We start from the raw sequence: 13,964 nt of genomic DNA, 5'->3' as shown, positions 1-13,964 counted from the left end.
TGTGCCGCCCTCGGACCAGGCCTCAGCGCGCAATTGCACTGAGCGGCAGGCGACTTCGGGATCGGTGCTCACGCCGAGCGCAGCCGCTGGATGGCCAACGGCACTGCGCCCGACCACCATTGCGGATCGGCGGTGCCGTCGGTGGTGCGTCCGTCGCGGTGGACGTAGTGCCGCACATCGCGTCCCGGCGTCGTGAACTCGCCGGCCAGGGCTCGTTCCAGCCATTCGGCGCCGAATCGGAAGACTTCGGCCGCCACGCCTCCCAGCGGATGGAATTCGCCCTCGTAGACGCGAATCTCCTTGGGCGCGCGAACGAGTTCGTAATTGGCGAGCGCCTGTTCGAGTGGGGTCAGCTCGTCGAACTCGCCGATGCCGTACAGCACCGGGCACGCGATGTCACCGACCAGATCATCCAGCGGCATCCGGTCCCTCAGATCCCGGTCGAAGGCCGCTTCGTCGTCGTAGCCCGCCATGTACATGTAGTTGTTCTTGAAGGTCGGCTGCGCTTGCTCGAAGATGGTCCGGAAATCGCCGGTCGGCGCCTCGAAGGCCGCCAACGCCGCCAGCCTCGGCTCCGTCGCGGCCGCACGCGATCCCCAATACCCACTCATGCTGATGCCGAACATGCCGATGCGGAGCGGATCCACTTCCGGCAGTTCGCTCAGATAGTCGATGTAATGCCGCACGGCGCGTTCGTAGTTGGTGAGGTCGACGGTCAGGCCGCGCGCCCGGCTCTCGCCCTGCCCAGGACCCTCGATGGACAGCGCGACCATGCCCCGCGAGGTGTAGTACCGCTCGGCCGCGGCGATGTAGTCCTCCTTGATCATGTCCATGCCGGGGCCGAGAATCACCGCCGGAGCCCGATGGACGGGCCCCGCCGGCAGATGCAGCAGTGCGAAGATCTGCTTGCCCTCGAAGTCCAGCGCCACCCGCCGGACCAGTCCGCCGCGCAGTTCCCCCAGCCGTTCGACGCAATGGTTGGCGCGCTCGCGGAACGCGAGTTTGCGTGGATCGGCCGCCTCGAAGATCGAGTACTGGGCCCGGCCCCACATCACGGCCGCCCGGGTGTAGAGGTCGGCGGCGGTGCGTGCGAACCCGTTTCGCTCATGGTGGGCGGCGCGCTCCTCGGCCTGGGCGGCGATGGTCACCCACGCCTTGGGCAGCATCGCCCCGCTCTTCACGAGTTCGAAGACCTTGTCGAAGTCGGTGTGGTCGTGACCGAGTTGCTCCATGGTGCCCTTCGCCTGCGGATGTAGGGCGTCGAATCCGCCCTGGGCGAGGGCGATGTCGAGGGCCCAGTTCTGGCCCAGGGATCGAGTGGTCATGGTGGGTGCTCCTTCAATAAGCTAAGTACTTATCTATTAAGTACTTAGACTAAGCTGCTGTCAACCCCGCACGATCCGCCGACAGGAGACCCACCGTGACCGAAGACCTCGATGCGGACCGCGCGACAGCCCTCGACCTGCTGGCCCGGGCCGCCTACCGGCTCAGCGCGGCGGACTCCCGGCTCCGGGGGCGCGCGACCCGATCCCCCAAGGCGCTGTCGCTCACCCATGCGCGCGCCCTGCGTGCGCTGGCCGACCGCGGGCCGCTCACGATCGGCCAACTCGCTGCCATGGCCGAAACAACCGGCGCCGCAACCACTCAGCTGGTCAACGGCCTGGCCGCGGCGGGATACGTCACCAGGGAACGCCCGCCCGGCGACAAACGCTCGGTACTGGTCACGCTGACCGAGGCCGGGCGCATCCGATGCCGCGAGCGCATGACGGCCATGACCGACGCCCTGCGAGACGAACTGGCCGATCAGGACATCGCCGTGCTGAGGTCCGCCACCGAGGTCCTCGACCGGCTCGTCGGGGTCTACGACCAGCTGTGACCGCCGACCCGGAGCAGGCCGGCCGCACCTGTGCCTCGAAGCCGGCGGCCGACTCGTCCGAAACGGCCGCGCGCGTGGCGTTTCGCCGACCCGATAGGCTCGACCCGTTCCTTGATCGGTCATAGCGAAGGAGACCAGGTGACCACGAACCGGATCCGGGTGGGTGTGCTCGGGGCGCGCGGCAAGGTCGGGCAGGCCATTTGTGCCGGGGTCGAGGCGGCCGCGGATCTGGAGCTGGTGGCGCAGGTCGACAAGGACGACTCGCTGGAGGCGTTCACGGCCGCCGGAACCGAGGTCGTGGTCGACTTCACGCACCCGGATGTGGTGATGCCCAATCTGAAGTGGCTGGTGGAGAACGGGATTCACGCCGTGGTCGGCACCACCGGCTTCGATGCCGAGCGGCTGGAGCAGGTGAAGGGCTGGCTGGCCGCCAAGCCGGAGGTCGGGGTGCTGATCGCGCCGAACTTCGCCATCGGCGCCGTGCTGAGCATGCGGTTCGCCGAGCAGGCCGCGCGCTTCTTCGACTCGGTCGAGGTCATCGAGCTGCACCACCCGAACAAGGCGGACGCGCCGTCGGGCACCGCCTTCCGGACCGCCGCGCTCATCGCCGCGGCCCGGGAGAAGGCGGGTGTGGGCCGCAGCCCCGACGCCACCAGCCAGGAGCTGGAGGGTGCGCGCGGCGCGGACGTGGACGGCGTGCGGGTGCACTCGGTGCGGCTGGCCGGACTGGTCGCGCACCAGGAGGTGCTGTTCGGCACGCAGGGGGAGACGCTGACCATCCGCCACGACTCGCTCGACCGCACCTCCTTCGTGCCCGGTGTGCTGCTGGGCGTGCGCAAGACGCCGCTGCGCCCCGGTCTCACCGTGGGCATCGACCCGCTGCTCGACCTGTGAGCACGCCCGCCGCGAATCCCGCCGACGGCAACGGCCGCGAGGTTTTCAAGCGGGTCGGTTTCATCGCGGCCCTGGTGGTGGTGCTCGGGTTCTACTTCGTGCTGCTGGGCCGGATCGGGTTCGACCTGATCGCCACCGGTAAGCCGGCCGCGGTGGGCCTGGGCATCGGCGTGTTCATCCTGCCGGTGCTGGGCGTGTGGATCGTGGCGACCAGTGTCCGCGCCGCCTTCGCCCACCAGCACCTGGCCCGCCGCATGCACGAGGAGGGCGGCGAGCTGGATGTCTCCGATCTGCCGCGCCGCCCGTCCGGACGTATCGAGAAGGCTGCTGCCGACGCGCTTTTCGAGCAGGTGAAGCAGGAATTCGAGGCGGACCCGCAGAACTGGCGCACCAACTACCGCGCCGCCCGCGCCTACGACTACGCCGGCGACCGCACCCGCGCACGCGAAATGATGAAGCGCGCAGTGGAATTGGAGCGTGGAGACCGGCCCGGGACACGGTAGCCGCGATTTCGCAGGAAACCTGCCGGTAGGTTGCGACCGGGGTAAAGTCCGCCCGGTGAGGTTCAAGGTGGGTTATGCGCTGGCAATAGCCTGCGCGACGATGGGGTCGCCTGCGGTGGGGTCGGCGATGGCACGCGCGGACGACGCGCCGTCCTGCATCGAGTCGGAGAACGACTACAAACTGGAATGGCAGGTCAGCTGGTCGATCTACGAGGCCGAGCAGCAGAATCCGGCCGACGGCCGATCGGTGACCGAGGTGGATCTGCCGGTCACCATCGCCGCGCCGCTGGACAAGGTGTGGGACGTGTACTCCGATGTCCGCAACGGTATCGGCCGCCACTCGTTCCTGAAGGACATCATCGTCCACCGCACCTGCGATGACGGTGACACGCAGATCGCGGATTTCACCGCGCTCGAGGATATTCCGATGGGCCCGGTCACCTTCCCCGGGCACACCCAGGCCGAGCAGCGGCTGCACCCGGACGAGCACTACTACACGACCGACAGCTGGGACGTCCCGAATGTGACCACCCACCAGCTGATCACCTTCACCGACAACGGGGACGGCACGACCACCGTCAACGAGCATCTGACCTTCGTCGCCGATGCGGCCCTGATCGACTTCACCGCCGACAACGGGGTGGCCGCGCACCAGGCGACGCAGGAGGGCATCAAGCGCGATATCGAAAGCGGCTCGCTCTGAGGCGGTTTCGCCCGAAGACAGCGAACGACGGTATCGCCCGGCACGCAAATACGGCCCGGAACCTGTTGGTTCCGGGCCGTATTCGTGGTGCCGCCGATGCGTCCGGCGGTACCCCACACCGGAAGGGAGATCCGGGCACCCGTGACGGGCGGGTCCCGGTGGAGAGTCGGTGTGCGGTTCCGGCCGCACCGGCGTTCCCGGTACCGGGGTGATCGCGCAATCACCCCGGGCCACAGTGGTTTTCGGGTTCTCCCGGCCGTCAGGACGCGGGATGCACCGTGCGCCAGTGCTCGGCGATGTCGATGCGCCGCGCCAGCCACACCTTCTCGTGTGACTGCACGTAATCCAGGAAGCGCTCCAGCGCCTTGGCCCGCGCCGGCTTGCCGATGAGGCGACAGTGCAGGCCGACCGACAGCATCTTCGGCGCACCCGCCGCGCCCTCGGCGTAGAGCACGTCGAACGCGTCCTTCAGATAGGTGAAGAACTCCTCGCCGTTGGCGAATCCGGCGGGGGAGGAGAAGCGCATGTCATTGGATTCGAGCGTGTACGGCAGCACGAGGTGATCCTGGCCGGCGACCTTCACCCAGTAGGGCAGATCGTCGGCGTAGGAATCGGAGTCGTAGACGAAGCCGCCGTGCTCCACCACCAGCTCGCGGGTCTGCGGCGAATCGCGGCCGGTGTACCAGCCCTTGGGCGCCTCACCGAAGAGCTTGGTGATGATGCGCACCGCCTCTTCCAGGTGCGCGCGCTCGGTCTCGGCATCCACCATCTGGTAGGAGATCCAGCGCAGGCCGTGCGAGCAGATGTCGTAGCCGTTGCGCTTGAACGCCGCGACGGCCTCCGGATTGCGCTCCAGCGCCCGCGCCACCCCGAAGATGGTCAGCGGAATATCGCGGGATTCGAACAGTCGCAGCACCCGCCAGAGTCCGGCGCGGGAGCCGTACTCGTAGATGGTCTCCATCGACATGTGCCGGTTCGGGAACGCCGCTGCCGGAACGATATCCGACAGGAACGTCTCCGAGGCCTCGTCGCCGTCGAGGACATTGTTCTCGCCGCCCTCCTCGTAGTTGAGGACGAAGTTGACCGCGATGTTCGCCTCACCCGGCCACTGCGGGTGCGGCGGGTTGGGGCCGTAGCCCACCATGTCCCGCGGGTAGTTCAGATCGAAATCGCTCATGCCAGTTCATTTTCCAGCTCGGCGCGCAGTCGCGCCCGAGCTTCGTCGGTCAGGGTGCCGAAGAGCCGCAGCCGGGCCAGGCCGCCGTCGGGGAAGGCGTCCAGGCGCACCTGCACGACCGCCGCGTCCGCGTCGATCAGGAAGCGGTGGCGGGTGTCGGGCTGCAGGCGGGTGCGGCCCAGCAGTTCGACCTCGGTGCCGTCGGCGCGAATGCCGGTGAGGGCGCCCGCGCCCGGGCTGTTGAACAGGAAGTACGAGGTGTCGATCTCGGCGGCGGTGATCACGCCCTCGGCGGCCAGCTGCACCAGCACCCAGTCGTTGGTGTTCTTGTCGCGGCGGCGCGCGGTCTCCCAGCCGTCGCCCATGCTGCGGGCGCGGCCAGGCATGAGCACGTTCTGCGGGTGCGAGAAGAAGCGGTTGGAGCAGTCGGCGACCAGGCCGCCGTTCTCCACCGCAGCCAGGTCGAACGGGCCGGACTCCAGCCAGGCCAGGTCGGGCTTGGCGACGCCGTGCACGCGCAGGCGGGCGATGCCGCCGTCGGGGAACATGCGCAGCCGCACGTGGGTCCAGCGCTTGGGGGAGTCCACGGCGAACGGGTTCTGCGAATCGCCGGACACCTTGGCGCGCTCGACGATCGTGGTCCAGCCCTCGGCGGCGACCAGCTCGTCGACCGACGGATTGCCTTCCACCGCAATGGCTTCCACCGACACCTCGGGCGGGTAGTTGCCCTTGAACCAGGCGGTGTCCACCACGACGCCCTTGATCACGCCGGGCACGCCCAGGCGGACGATCGCGGTGTCGCAGTCGTCGCCGGCCGGGTGGTCGCCCTCGGCGCTGCGGCGGCGGCGGGTCTCCCAGCCGTCGTACACCTGGCCCTTGTGGCCGAAGGTGGCGGGGGAGTAGGTGGCCTGCTCGGGCCGGATCAGGTTCTCCTTCTCGGCGAAGGACTCGTCGTTCGCCCACAGCACGGCGCCACCCAGGGTGCGCACGGCCAGATCGGGAAGCAGCGTGAAATCAACGTCGCTCATAGCGCCGGAATCTTCCTCTCTCGCAATTGATGCAATACCTCGACAGTGGCTTTGGGGGCGATCGCGGTGACCTCGGAGGGTTCGAAGGCGCCGCACTCCAGTCCGCGCAGCACCACGGCCGCCAGCGCCTGCGCGGTGGCCGGTTCGTCCATCACCGCACCGCCCTGGCGATCCAGGTAGCGGCCGATGCGCGGGGCGGCGATGCCCAGGCCCTCGCGGAAGAACGCGAAGGTGGCCAGCCAGCGGGTGACCAGGTGGCCCGCGCCCATGTCCCAGCCCTGGTAGTAGCCCCGCTCGAGCGAGCGGGTGACCAGGCGGAAGTGCCGCGACACCGCCGCGCGCACCTCCGCGTCGGTGCCGATCGGCAGCACCTGGGTGGAGCCGTCGCACACCCACACCCCGGTGGTGGCGGCTGCGGCCTGCATGACCGCCTTGGCGTGGTCGGCGACCGGATGCTCCAGCGACTGGAACTTCGGGGCGATACCGCAGGCGGCGCTGTAATCGTAAGTGCCGTAGTGCAATCCGGTGCAGCGTCCGGCCGAGCGCTGGATCAGCTGGGCGACCGGGGCGGTGCCGTCGGCGGCGATGATGGCCTGCGGGCTCTCGATCTGCAGCTCGAACCGCAGCGATCCGGCGGCCAGTCCGTGGGCCGATTCGATGGCCTCGCACAGCTGCACGGTGAGATCGGCCTGATCGACATGGCGGATCTTCGGCACGGTGAACACGAAGCCCTCGGGCACGCCGCTCGCGCCCTCGAGGACCTTCTCCAGGGTGCGCACGGCGCGCGCCCACTCCAGGGTGGTGAGGCCCTTCATGCGGATGCCGCGCGAGGACACCTCGGCCGGAAGGGCTTTCAGCACCGCGCCGGCGTGCAGGGCGTCGCGGTCCTCGACCTCGTCGCCGCGGGTGCCGTAGCCGTCCTCGAAGTCCAGCCGCAGGTCCTGGATGGGGCGCTCGCTCAGGGTGCGGAAAACCCGTGCGACGACGTCCGCACCGGCCAGCTCGACCAGCAGCTCCCGCTGGCTCTCGGCGAGTTCCATTGCGGCCGTGCCCCATTGGGTCGGCAGGTCGATCGAGGCGTCCGCGCCGGAGGCGTACGCGGTGTGCACCGGCTGGCCCGGGCGGTCGCCCGGATAGAGCCGCAGCAGCTCCGAATCCACAGCCTGTAAACGGGATTCGATCCCGTTCCATGTCTCCGGTGGCAGCGTCACGCCTGAGCCTCCTGTTCTTCGATGCCGAAATCGGCGAGCAATCCCACATACGTCTTCGGTAGTGGGGCCGCGAATTCCCCGCGGCCGGACTTACGCAACTTCATGGTGACCAGCGACTGCACAGTCAGCGTGGCGGCGGCGACGCCGTCCACCACGGGCACCCCGATCTCCTCGGTCAGGTACTCGCACAGATCCGCCATCCCCGCGCAGCCGAGCACGATGGCATCCGAATTGTCGGCCAGCACGGCCACGCGGCAGGCGTCGGCGATGATCTTGCGCGCCTCGGGATCCTCGAGTTCGAGCACCGGGATCTCGCAGGCGTGCACATTCGCGCAGAACCGTTCCATCCCATAGCGTTCCGCCAGCTCCCAGGCCCGGCCGGCGGTGCGGCCGAGGGTGGTGACGACGCTGAATTTCCGGCCCAGATGGCTGGCCGCCTGCATGGCCGCCTCGGCGATGCCGATCACCGGGCCGCGCGCCAGCTCGCGTGCGGCGTCCAGGCCGGGATCGCCGAAACAGGCGATGATGTAGCCGTCCACGCCCTCGGCCTCGCCGCGCGCGATCTCGGCCAGCAGGCCGGGCACGGCCAGCGCCTCGTCGTAGTGGCTCTCGATGGAGGCCGGGCCCATGTCGGGGTTGACGGCGTCGACCACCGTGCCGGGCGCGGCGACCAGGCGCGCGCTGTCCCCGATGAGCGCCGTCATCGCGGCGGTGGTGTTGGGATTGATGACCCGGATCCGCATGGATCCACGCTATCGAACAGAAATGGCTCCGGCGTTGCTTGAACCGTATATGTTCGAAAGCCCCTGGCTCAGGGGTTATATATCTTCTTCACCTGCGGGTTCGGCGAACAAACCGGTGTCCGTGGGTAGATGCGAGAGGACGCCGTTCAGGCGTGCGTGATGCCCCTCGGTGGCCGTCAGCAACGCTTCAGCATCCCTTGCGAGGAAGGCCTGCAGCTGCTTGCTGTGGTCGGCGTGCAGCACCACGCGATCCATGGTCGACACATGCACCATGGGCTGCACGGGTTCGGTGATGTTCCAGGCGTATTCGAGCATGTGCACCACGCGCGGCATGCCCGACGGGCGCACCAGGGCCAGGTGGAAGTTGCGGGTCTCGCGGTGATAGGCCACCGCGTTCTCGGTGAGCACCGCCTGCTCGAGGCGGGCGTGGATCTCGCGGGCCAGCTGATGATCGGCCTCGGTGGCATTGTGCACGGCCGCGGCCAGCGCGGCGGACTCCAGGCGCTCGCGCACGATGTACAGCTCGCGCAGCTCGTCGGCGGTCAGCATGGTGACCTGGTAGCCGAAGTTGGGCCGGTGCTCGACCAGGCCCTCGCCGATCAGGGTCTGCAGCGACTCGCGCACCGGGATGGCGCTCACGGTGAATTCGCGTGCGATCTCGCCCAGGGGCAAACCGGTACCCGGCGGCAGGTTTCCCTCCAGGATCAGCCGGCGCAATTCGCCGAGAATCTCCTGCTGGGAGTAGCCGCGGCGGGCGTCCAGCGGCGGGTTGAGCTGGGGCAAACGGGGTAGGCGGGGGCGAGAAGGCACGGACCCAACCCTAGCCCTACGCGTAACCGGGTTCACAGCCGTCACCGATTGTGGGCCATTTCGCGGCGGTTGCCCGGCCGCGTGTGGGTCAGCTCTCGTCGGTGTCGTAGCCCAGGGCCTTGAGTGAAAGCCGGTGCAGGGTATCCCTTTCCGCCGGGGTCAGGCGGGCGAGCAGCACATCGGTGGCGGCGGCGATCTTCGCATCGGTCTCCGCGCGGACCCGATTGCCGGCGGCGGTGATAGCCAGCCGGTATTTCCGGCGGTCGTGCGGATCGCGGGTGCGGGTGACCAGACCGGCCTTCTCGAGGCTGTCGATCAGCCGCACCACTTCGCTGCGGTCGATCTCCAGGACGTTGGCCATCTCCTGCTGGGAGATCTCACTGCTCTCGGCGAGGTAGGTGAGCACCCAGTGCTCGCGCAGAGGTGTCCCGAGGTGGGAGTGCATCGCCTTGTGCAGCTTGCCCAGTGCGTAGGTCGGGTGGCGCAGCAGGCTCGGCGGGTGGGCCTCGGCCGGGACGGAAGGTTCTTCGGGCACCCGCTGATTATATCTATTGTTGAGTGCCTCAATCATTGATACTGTCTGCAATTGAGTTGCTCATCAACTATTGAAGGAGAGGTCCGATGGCGCAAATGCGTTCGGACACCAGGACATCCGGTGCCGGGGGAGCGCCCGCCCGGGCTCCCGTACCCGCCGATTCCGACAAGATCCCTGCGCATGTCTGGCGCACCGCCGGCGTGGTGGTGTTCGGCGCGGTCATGGGCATGCTGGACACCTCGCTGGTCAATATCGGGCTGCACACCATCGGCGCGGATCTGGGTGCGTCGCTGGCCACGATCCAGTGGGTGGCGAGCGGATACCTGCTGGCCCTCGGTGTTTCGCTCACCGTGTGCGGCTGGCTGGCGCGGCGGGTCGGCGTGACCCGGCTGTGGATGGGGGCGCTGGTCGCCTTCACCCTGACCTCGGCGGCGTGCGCCTTCGCGCCGAGCGCGGGGTGGCTGATCGGACTGCGCGTCCTGCAGGGACTTGCGGCGGGACTCATGATCCCGGCCGGGCAGACCATCCTGGGTCAGGCGGCCGGGCCGCAGCGCATGGGCCGGGTCATGGGTGTGGTCGGCATCGCGGTGGTGGGCGCGCCCGCCATCGGGCCGACCATCGGCGGGCTCATGCTCGCGCACTGGAGCTGGGAGTGGTTGTTCCTCATCAACATTCCGTTCGGACTGGCCGGACTGGCGCTGGGGCTGCGGTATCTGCCGCGGACCAGCGGGGTGGCGACACAGCCGCTCGACGTGATCGGAGTGGTGCTCGCGGGCGGCGGCGTATCCGCGGTGGTGTACGGGTTGTCCGAGGTCGGGACCACGGGGTCGGTGACCTCGCCGTCGGTGTGGCTGCCCGTCGTGCTCGGGCTCGCGGGCGTGGCCGGATTCATCACCCGTGCGCTACGCGGTGAACGGCCGCTGCTGGACATCCGGATGTTCGGCAACCACGCCTTCCGGGCCGCCACCAGCGCCAGCTTCTTCGCGGGCGGCGCCATGTTCGGCGTGATGGTGTTGCTGCCCTTGTACTTCCAGGTGCTGCACGGCACCGGGCTCATTCGCACCGGCGTCGATCTGCTCAGCTACGGCCTGGGCGGCATCATCATGCTGCCGCTGGGCGGACGGCTGACCGACCGGTTCGGCGGCGGCCGGGTCGCGGTGCTCGGCAACCTCGCCATCGCCTGCGCCGTACTGCCGCTCGCGTTCCTGCCGGTCGGCGCGAACGGAATCCTCATCCAATTCCTGCTTTTCGCGGCGGGTATGGCCACCGGTGTCGGTGCCATGCCGCTGGTCTCGGCGGCGTATGCGGCCGTCCGGCACGAGCAGCTGCCCGACGCCACGGCCTTCGTGAACATCCTGCAGCGGGTGGGCGGCGCCGTCGCGGTGGCGCTGGTGGCGGTAATCCTCTCCCGGGCAACGTCATCCGGCTGGGCGCCGGTGTCCGGCTACCACCTCGCCTTCGGGGTCCTCGCCGCCCTCTCGGTGGCTGCGTCCGCAGCGTCGCTCGTCCTGTACCGGCTGCAGCGGCGGGTGAAAGCCGCTGCCGCCGAACCGGTTCCCGCGCGACAATGAACAGGTGAACGAGCCGGAATTCCTCGCATCCCGCAGGAACCGCGTCGAGCGGTTCCTGCGGGATCGCGGCACGGAGACCATCGACCATCCCGGCGGGACGCTGCTCGCCCACCTGGGCCGGGTCGCCGACACGCTCGCGGTGTGGGGACATGACGGCGACCTCCAGCTCGCCGGCCTGGCCCACGCCGTGTACGGCACCGACGGATTCGGTGTCTCGCTCGTCGAATTATCCGATCGTGCAATGGTTGTCGAGTTGGTCGGCGCTCGGGCCGAGGGGTGGATCTATCAGTACGCCGCCTGTGATCGCGGAACGGTCTATCCCCGTATCGACGCGGATCCGGTGCGGTTCCGGGACCGCTTCACCGGCGGCGAGTTCGAGCCCTCCGAGCCCGATTTCCGGGCCTTTCTGGAGCTGACGGTCGCCAACGAGCTGGACGTGCTGGCGCACAATGCCGAACTGGCAGCGAAATACAGCGCGGGGCTCTACGAGCTCTTCGCGCGTGTCCGTTCCCACCTCTCGCCGTCCGCCTGGTCCGCCTGCGAAGGTCAGCTGGCGCCCTTCCCCGGCCGGGGTGGTCGCAACAGCTAGATTCGAGTTAATCGAGGCGGCTGTCATCGAACCCCGATCCGAAGGAGCGGCATGCGAGCAGCGATTGTCTTCCCGGTACTGGCTGCCCTGCTTCTGACCGCCTGCGGCACCACCTCCGACACGACCGCACCGACGGCGGACTCTCCCGGAAAGCTGGTCTCACAGCGATCGCTGGGCAATCTCGATTCCGCCCTGACGGCCGCGATGTCCTCGGCCACCTATATCCGCTATCAATCCACCTCCCCGGCAGGGAAGCCGATCGAGGTATCGGGCGCGGTCTTCCTCCCCACCGGCGACGCCCCGGCCGGCGGTTGGCCCGTCATCGCCTTCGCCCACGGCACCTCCGGAGTCGTCAGCGCCTGCGCACCCACCAATTCGCCCACCCTCTTCGGCTCCGCCGCCACCGTGGCCGGACTCCTGGCCGGGCACCGTGCCGTGGTGATGACGAACTATCAGGGCCTCGACGGCCCCGGCAACGCCCCGTACCTGGACTCCCGATCCTCCGGCTACGACGTCCTCGACTCGATCCGTGCCGCCCGCTCCACCGGCCTCCCGCTGTCCTCCGACACCGTGTTCCTGGGCGTCTCCCAGGGCGGCCGTGCCGCCGAATCGGCCGCCGAAACCGCGAAATCCTATGCGCCGGACCTGAACCTCCACGGCGTCGTCCTCCTGTCACCCGCCCTGGAACTCCAGCTCGTCGACACCGTCCGCACCGGCACCCTCAACGCCCCCGACCAATTCCTGATCATCCCGTATCTCGTTGCCGCAGTACGCGACACCACCCCCGACTACCGCTACGACCAGGTCCTGCACGGCGATCTGCTCACCGCCGCACCACATCTCGAATCCGCCTGCAGCGGCACCCTCACCCCCGCCGACATCGCCCTCGGCCGGGCCGCCACCCCCGCGGAGGCATCCTTCGCCGACGACGCCGCAGCCCGCCCGTTCACCGACTTCCAATCCCGAACGAACCTCCCCCGCTCGGCCACCTCACTGCCCATCTACATAGCCCGCGGCGACGCCGACAAACTGGTCGACACCGCCTGGTCCACCGCCGCGATCTCCAAAATGTGCACCCTGGGCACCCCGGTCCACGACCTCACCGTCCCCGGTGGCCACGACGCGCCCGCCACCGTCATACCCCAGTGGTCGTCCTGGATCGACGACCTGTTCGCGAACAAGCCCTTTCAGTCCACCTGCCCGCACTGATCCGCCGAGTTCGTCCCACGCCCCGGGCAACAGGATCAGGGAGTTCTCACTGCGGTGACTCGGACAGACCCGCGCTGAGAGCTCCCTGATCTTGATCGGGGCTATGAACCCGCCCAGCTCAACAGCTTGTCGAGCGGCCAGGTGTTGATGATGCGGTCGGCGGGGACGCCGTTGTCGAGGGCGCGCTGGGCGCCGTAGCCCAGGAAGTCGAGTTGGCCGGGGGCGTGGGCGTCGGTGTCGATGGAGAAGTGGCAGCCCAGGTCGAGGGCCAGGTTCAGGAGGCGGGTGGGTGGGTCGCGGCGTTCGGGGCGGGAGTTGATCTCGACGGCCACGCCGTGGTCGAGGCAGGCGGAAAAGACCTGTTCGGCATCGAATTTCGATTCCGGGCGGGTGCCGCGGTTGCCTTCGACGAGGCGGCCGGTGCAGTGGCCGAGGACCGTGGCCCGGCCGCAGGATACGGCGCGCACCATGCGGCGGGTCATGGCGGCGGCGTCCATCTTCAGCTTGGAATGGACGCTGGCGACCACGATGTCGAGGCGGTCGAGCAGTTCGGGTTCCTGGTCGAGCGCACCGTCGTCGAGGATGTCGACCTCGATGCCGGTGAGAATGCGCAGGGGCGCGAACCGGTCGCGCAGCTCGTCGATGGCATCCAGTTGCTGCCGCAGCCGATCCGGTGAGAGCCCGTTGGCAACGGTCAGTCGAGGTGAATGGTCGGTGAGTGCGCAGTATTCGTGCCCCAGCGCCTGCGCGGTGGCCATCATCTCCGTGATCGACGCCGATCCGTCCGACCAGTTCGAATGCACGTGCAGGTCGCCCTTCAGCGCGGCCCGCAACTCGCCGCCCCCGAGATCCTTTGCGGCGGTCCGCAATTGGATCAGCGTGTCCGGCTCCCGTCCGGCCCACGCCTGCGCGATCACCGCCGCCGTCTTCGGCCCGATCCCCGGCAGCGACTGCCAGTCGCCGCTCCGCCCCAGCCGTTCCCGCTCGGCATCGTCGAGCCCCTCCACGATGTCGGCGGCATTGCGATAGGCCATCACCCGCCGGGAATCCTCCCGGGCCCGGTCCTTGAAGAACGCGATCATCCGCAACGCGACGACAGGATCCATGTCTTCAGT

15 protein-coding genes are annotated in these 13,964 nt (G+C 68.7%); 7 read left to right on the top strand and 8 right to left on the bottom strand.

Features of this window, described 5'->3' with window-relative positions; translation table 11 throughout:
* Positions 1-68 precede the first annotated feature (68 nt).
* Positions 69-1,325, bottom strand: coding sequence for an alpha/beta hydrolase (locus ACFXN1_RS20425; RefSeq protein ID WP_379443056.1), 1,257 nt, complete (start codon positions 1,323-1,325; stop codon positions 69-71).
* A 95-nt stretch (positions 1,326-1,420) separates the two neighbouring features.
* Between ACFXN1_RS20425 and ACFXN1_RS20420 the strand changes: the two genes are divergently transcribed.
* The 4 genes from ACFXN1_RS20420 (at position 1,421) to ACFXN1_RS20405 (ending at position 3,976) form a co-directional block, all read left to right on the top strand.
* Complete coding sequence (locus ACFXN1_RS20420) at positions 1,421-1,876, top strand: MarR family winged helix-turn-helix transcriptional regulator (RefSeq protein WP_379383684.1); 456 nt, start codon at positions 1,421-1,423, stop codon at positions 1,874-1,876.
* 138 nt (positions 1,877-2,014) lie between these two features.
* Positions 2,015-2,770 (top strand): 4-hydroxy-tetrahydrodipicolinate reductase, encoded by a 756-nt coding sequence (dapB, locus tag ACFXN1_RS20415; RefSeq protein WP_379398437.1) that lies wholly within the window; start codon positions 2,015-2,017, stop codon positions 2,768-2,770.
* The gene (locus ACFXN1_RS20410; protein ID WP_379443055.1) at positions 2,767-3,273 is read left to right on the top strand and encodes a hypothetical protein; all 507 of its coding nucleotides are present in this window, start codon (positions 2,767-2,769) and stop codon (positions 3,271-3,273) included. Before dapB ends, ACFXN1_RS20410 begins: the two co-directional genes overlap by 4 nt.
* Positions 3,274-3,328: 55 nt before the next feature.
* Positions 3,329-3,976: a hypothetical protein gene (locus ACFXN1_RS20405; protein ID WP_379443054.1), complete on the top strand. Its 648-nt coding sequence runs from the start codon at positions 3,329-3,331 to the stop codon at positions 3,974-3,976.
* A 259-nt stretch (positions 3,977-4,235) separates the two neighbouring features.
* Here the strand turns inward: ACFXN1_RS20405 and puuE are convergent, their stop codons facing one another.
* The 6 genes from puuE to ACFXN1_RS20375 all read right to left on the bottom strand — a co-directional run bounded on the left by puuE (position 4,236) and on the right by ACFXN1_RS20375 (position 9,480).
* Positions 4,236-5,153 (bottom strand): allantoinase PuuE, encoded by a 918-nt coding sequence (gene puuE, locus ACFXN1_RS20400; protein WP_379398442.1) that lies wholly within the window; start codon positions 5,151-5,153, stop codon positions 4,236-4,238.
* Positions 5,150-6,181, bottom strand: a complete 1,032-nt coding sequence (alc, locus tag ACFXN1_RS20395) for an allantoicase (RefSeq protein WP_379443052.1) — start codon at positions 6,179-6,181, stop codon at positions 5,150-5,152. Before alc ends, puuE begins: the two co-directional genes overlap by 4 nt.
* Complete coding sequence (locus ACFXN1_RS20390; RefSeq protein ID WP_379443051.1) at positions 6,178-7,392, bottom strand: DUF6986 family protein; 1,215 nt, start codon at positions 7,390-7,392, stop codon at positions 6,178-6,180. Before ACFXN1_RS20390 ends, alc begins: the two co-directional genes overlap by 4 nt.
* Positions 7,389-8,135, bottom strand: a complete 747-nt coding sequence (locus ACFXN1_RS20385) for an aspartate/glutamate racemase family protein (protein WP_379443050.1) — start codon at positions 8,133-8,135, stop codon at positions 7,389-7,391. Before ACFXN1_RS20385 ends, ACFXN1_RS20390 begins: the two co-directional genes overlap by 4 nt.
* A gap of 75 nt (positions 8,136-8,210) precedes the next feature.
* Positions 8,211-8,945 (bottom strand): GntR family transcriptional regulator, encoded by a 735-nt coding sequence (locus ACFXN1_RS20380; protein WP_379398450.1) that lies wholly within the window; start codon positions 8,943-8,945, stop codon positions 8,211-8,213.
* A gap of 88 nt (positions 8,946-9,033) precedes the next feature.
* Positions 9,034-9,480, bottom strand: a complete 447-nt coding sequence (locus ACFXN1_RS20375) for a MarR family winged helix-turn-helix transcriptional regulator (protein WP_379443048.1) — start codon at positions 9,478-9,480, stop codon at positions 9,034-9,036.
* 86 nt (positions 9,481-9,566) lie between these two features.
* Here ACFXN1_RS20375 and ACFXN1_RS20370 point away from each other — a divergent pair, with 86 nt between their 5' ends.
* From ACFXN1_RS20370 to ACFXN1_RS20360, 3 genes are read left to right on the top strand one after another with little or no spacing between them, the layout of a single operon-like run.
* The gene (locus ACFXN1_RS20370; RefSeq protein ID WP_379443047.1) at positions 9,567-11,051 is read left to right on the top strand and encodes a DHA2 family efflux MFS transporter permease subunit; all 1,485 of its coding nucleotides are present in this window, start codon (positions 9,567-9,569) and stop codon (positions 11,049-11,051) included.
* A 4-nt stretch (positions 11,052-11,055) separates the two neighbouring features.
* Positions 11,056-11,640 carry a DUF6817 domain-containing protein gene (locus ACFXN1_RS20365; RefSeq protein ID WP_379443046.1) on the top strand — a complete coding sequence of 195 codons (585 nt, stop codon included), beginning with the start codon at positions 11,056-11,058 and terminating at the stop codon, positions 11,638-11,640.
* 51 nt (positions 11,641-11,691) lie between these two features.
* A complete protein-coding gene (locus ACFXN1_RS20360; protein ID WP_379443044.1) occupies positions 11,692-12,849 on the top strand; it encodes a lipase family protein in 1,158 nt (385 codons plus the stop codon).
* A gap of 101 nt (positions 12,850-12,950) precedes the next feature.
* Here ACFXN1_RS20360 and ACFXN1_RS20355 read toward each other — a convergent pair whose 3' ends face one another.
* Positions 12,951-13,955 carry a PHP domain-containing protein gene (locus ACFXN1_RS20355; protein ID WP_379443043.1) on the bottom strand — a complete coding sequence of 335 codons (1,005 nt, stop codon included), beginning with the start codon at positions 13,953-13,955 and terminating at the stop codon, positions 12,951-12,953.
* Positions 13,956-13,964: the final 9 nt, after the last annotated feature.

It is taken from the genome of Nocardia sp. NPDC059154, assembly GCF_042755705.1.
Lineage (GTDB): Bacteria > Actinomycetota > Actinomycetes > Mycobacteriales > Mycobacteriaceae > Nocardia.
Note: the sequence above shows the minus strand (reverse complement) of the source record. Positions and strands in the feature narration are given on the sequence as shown.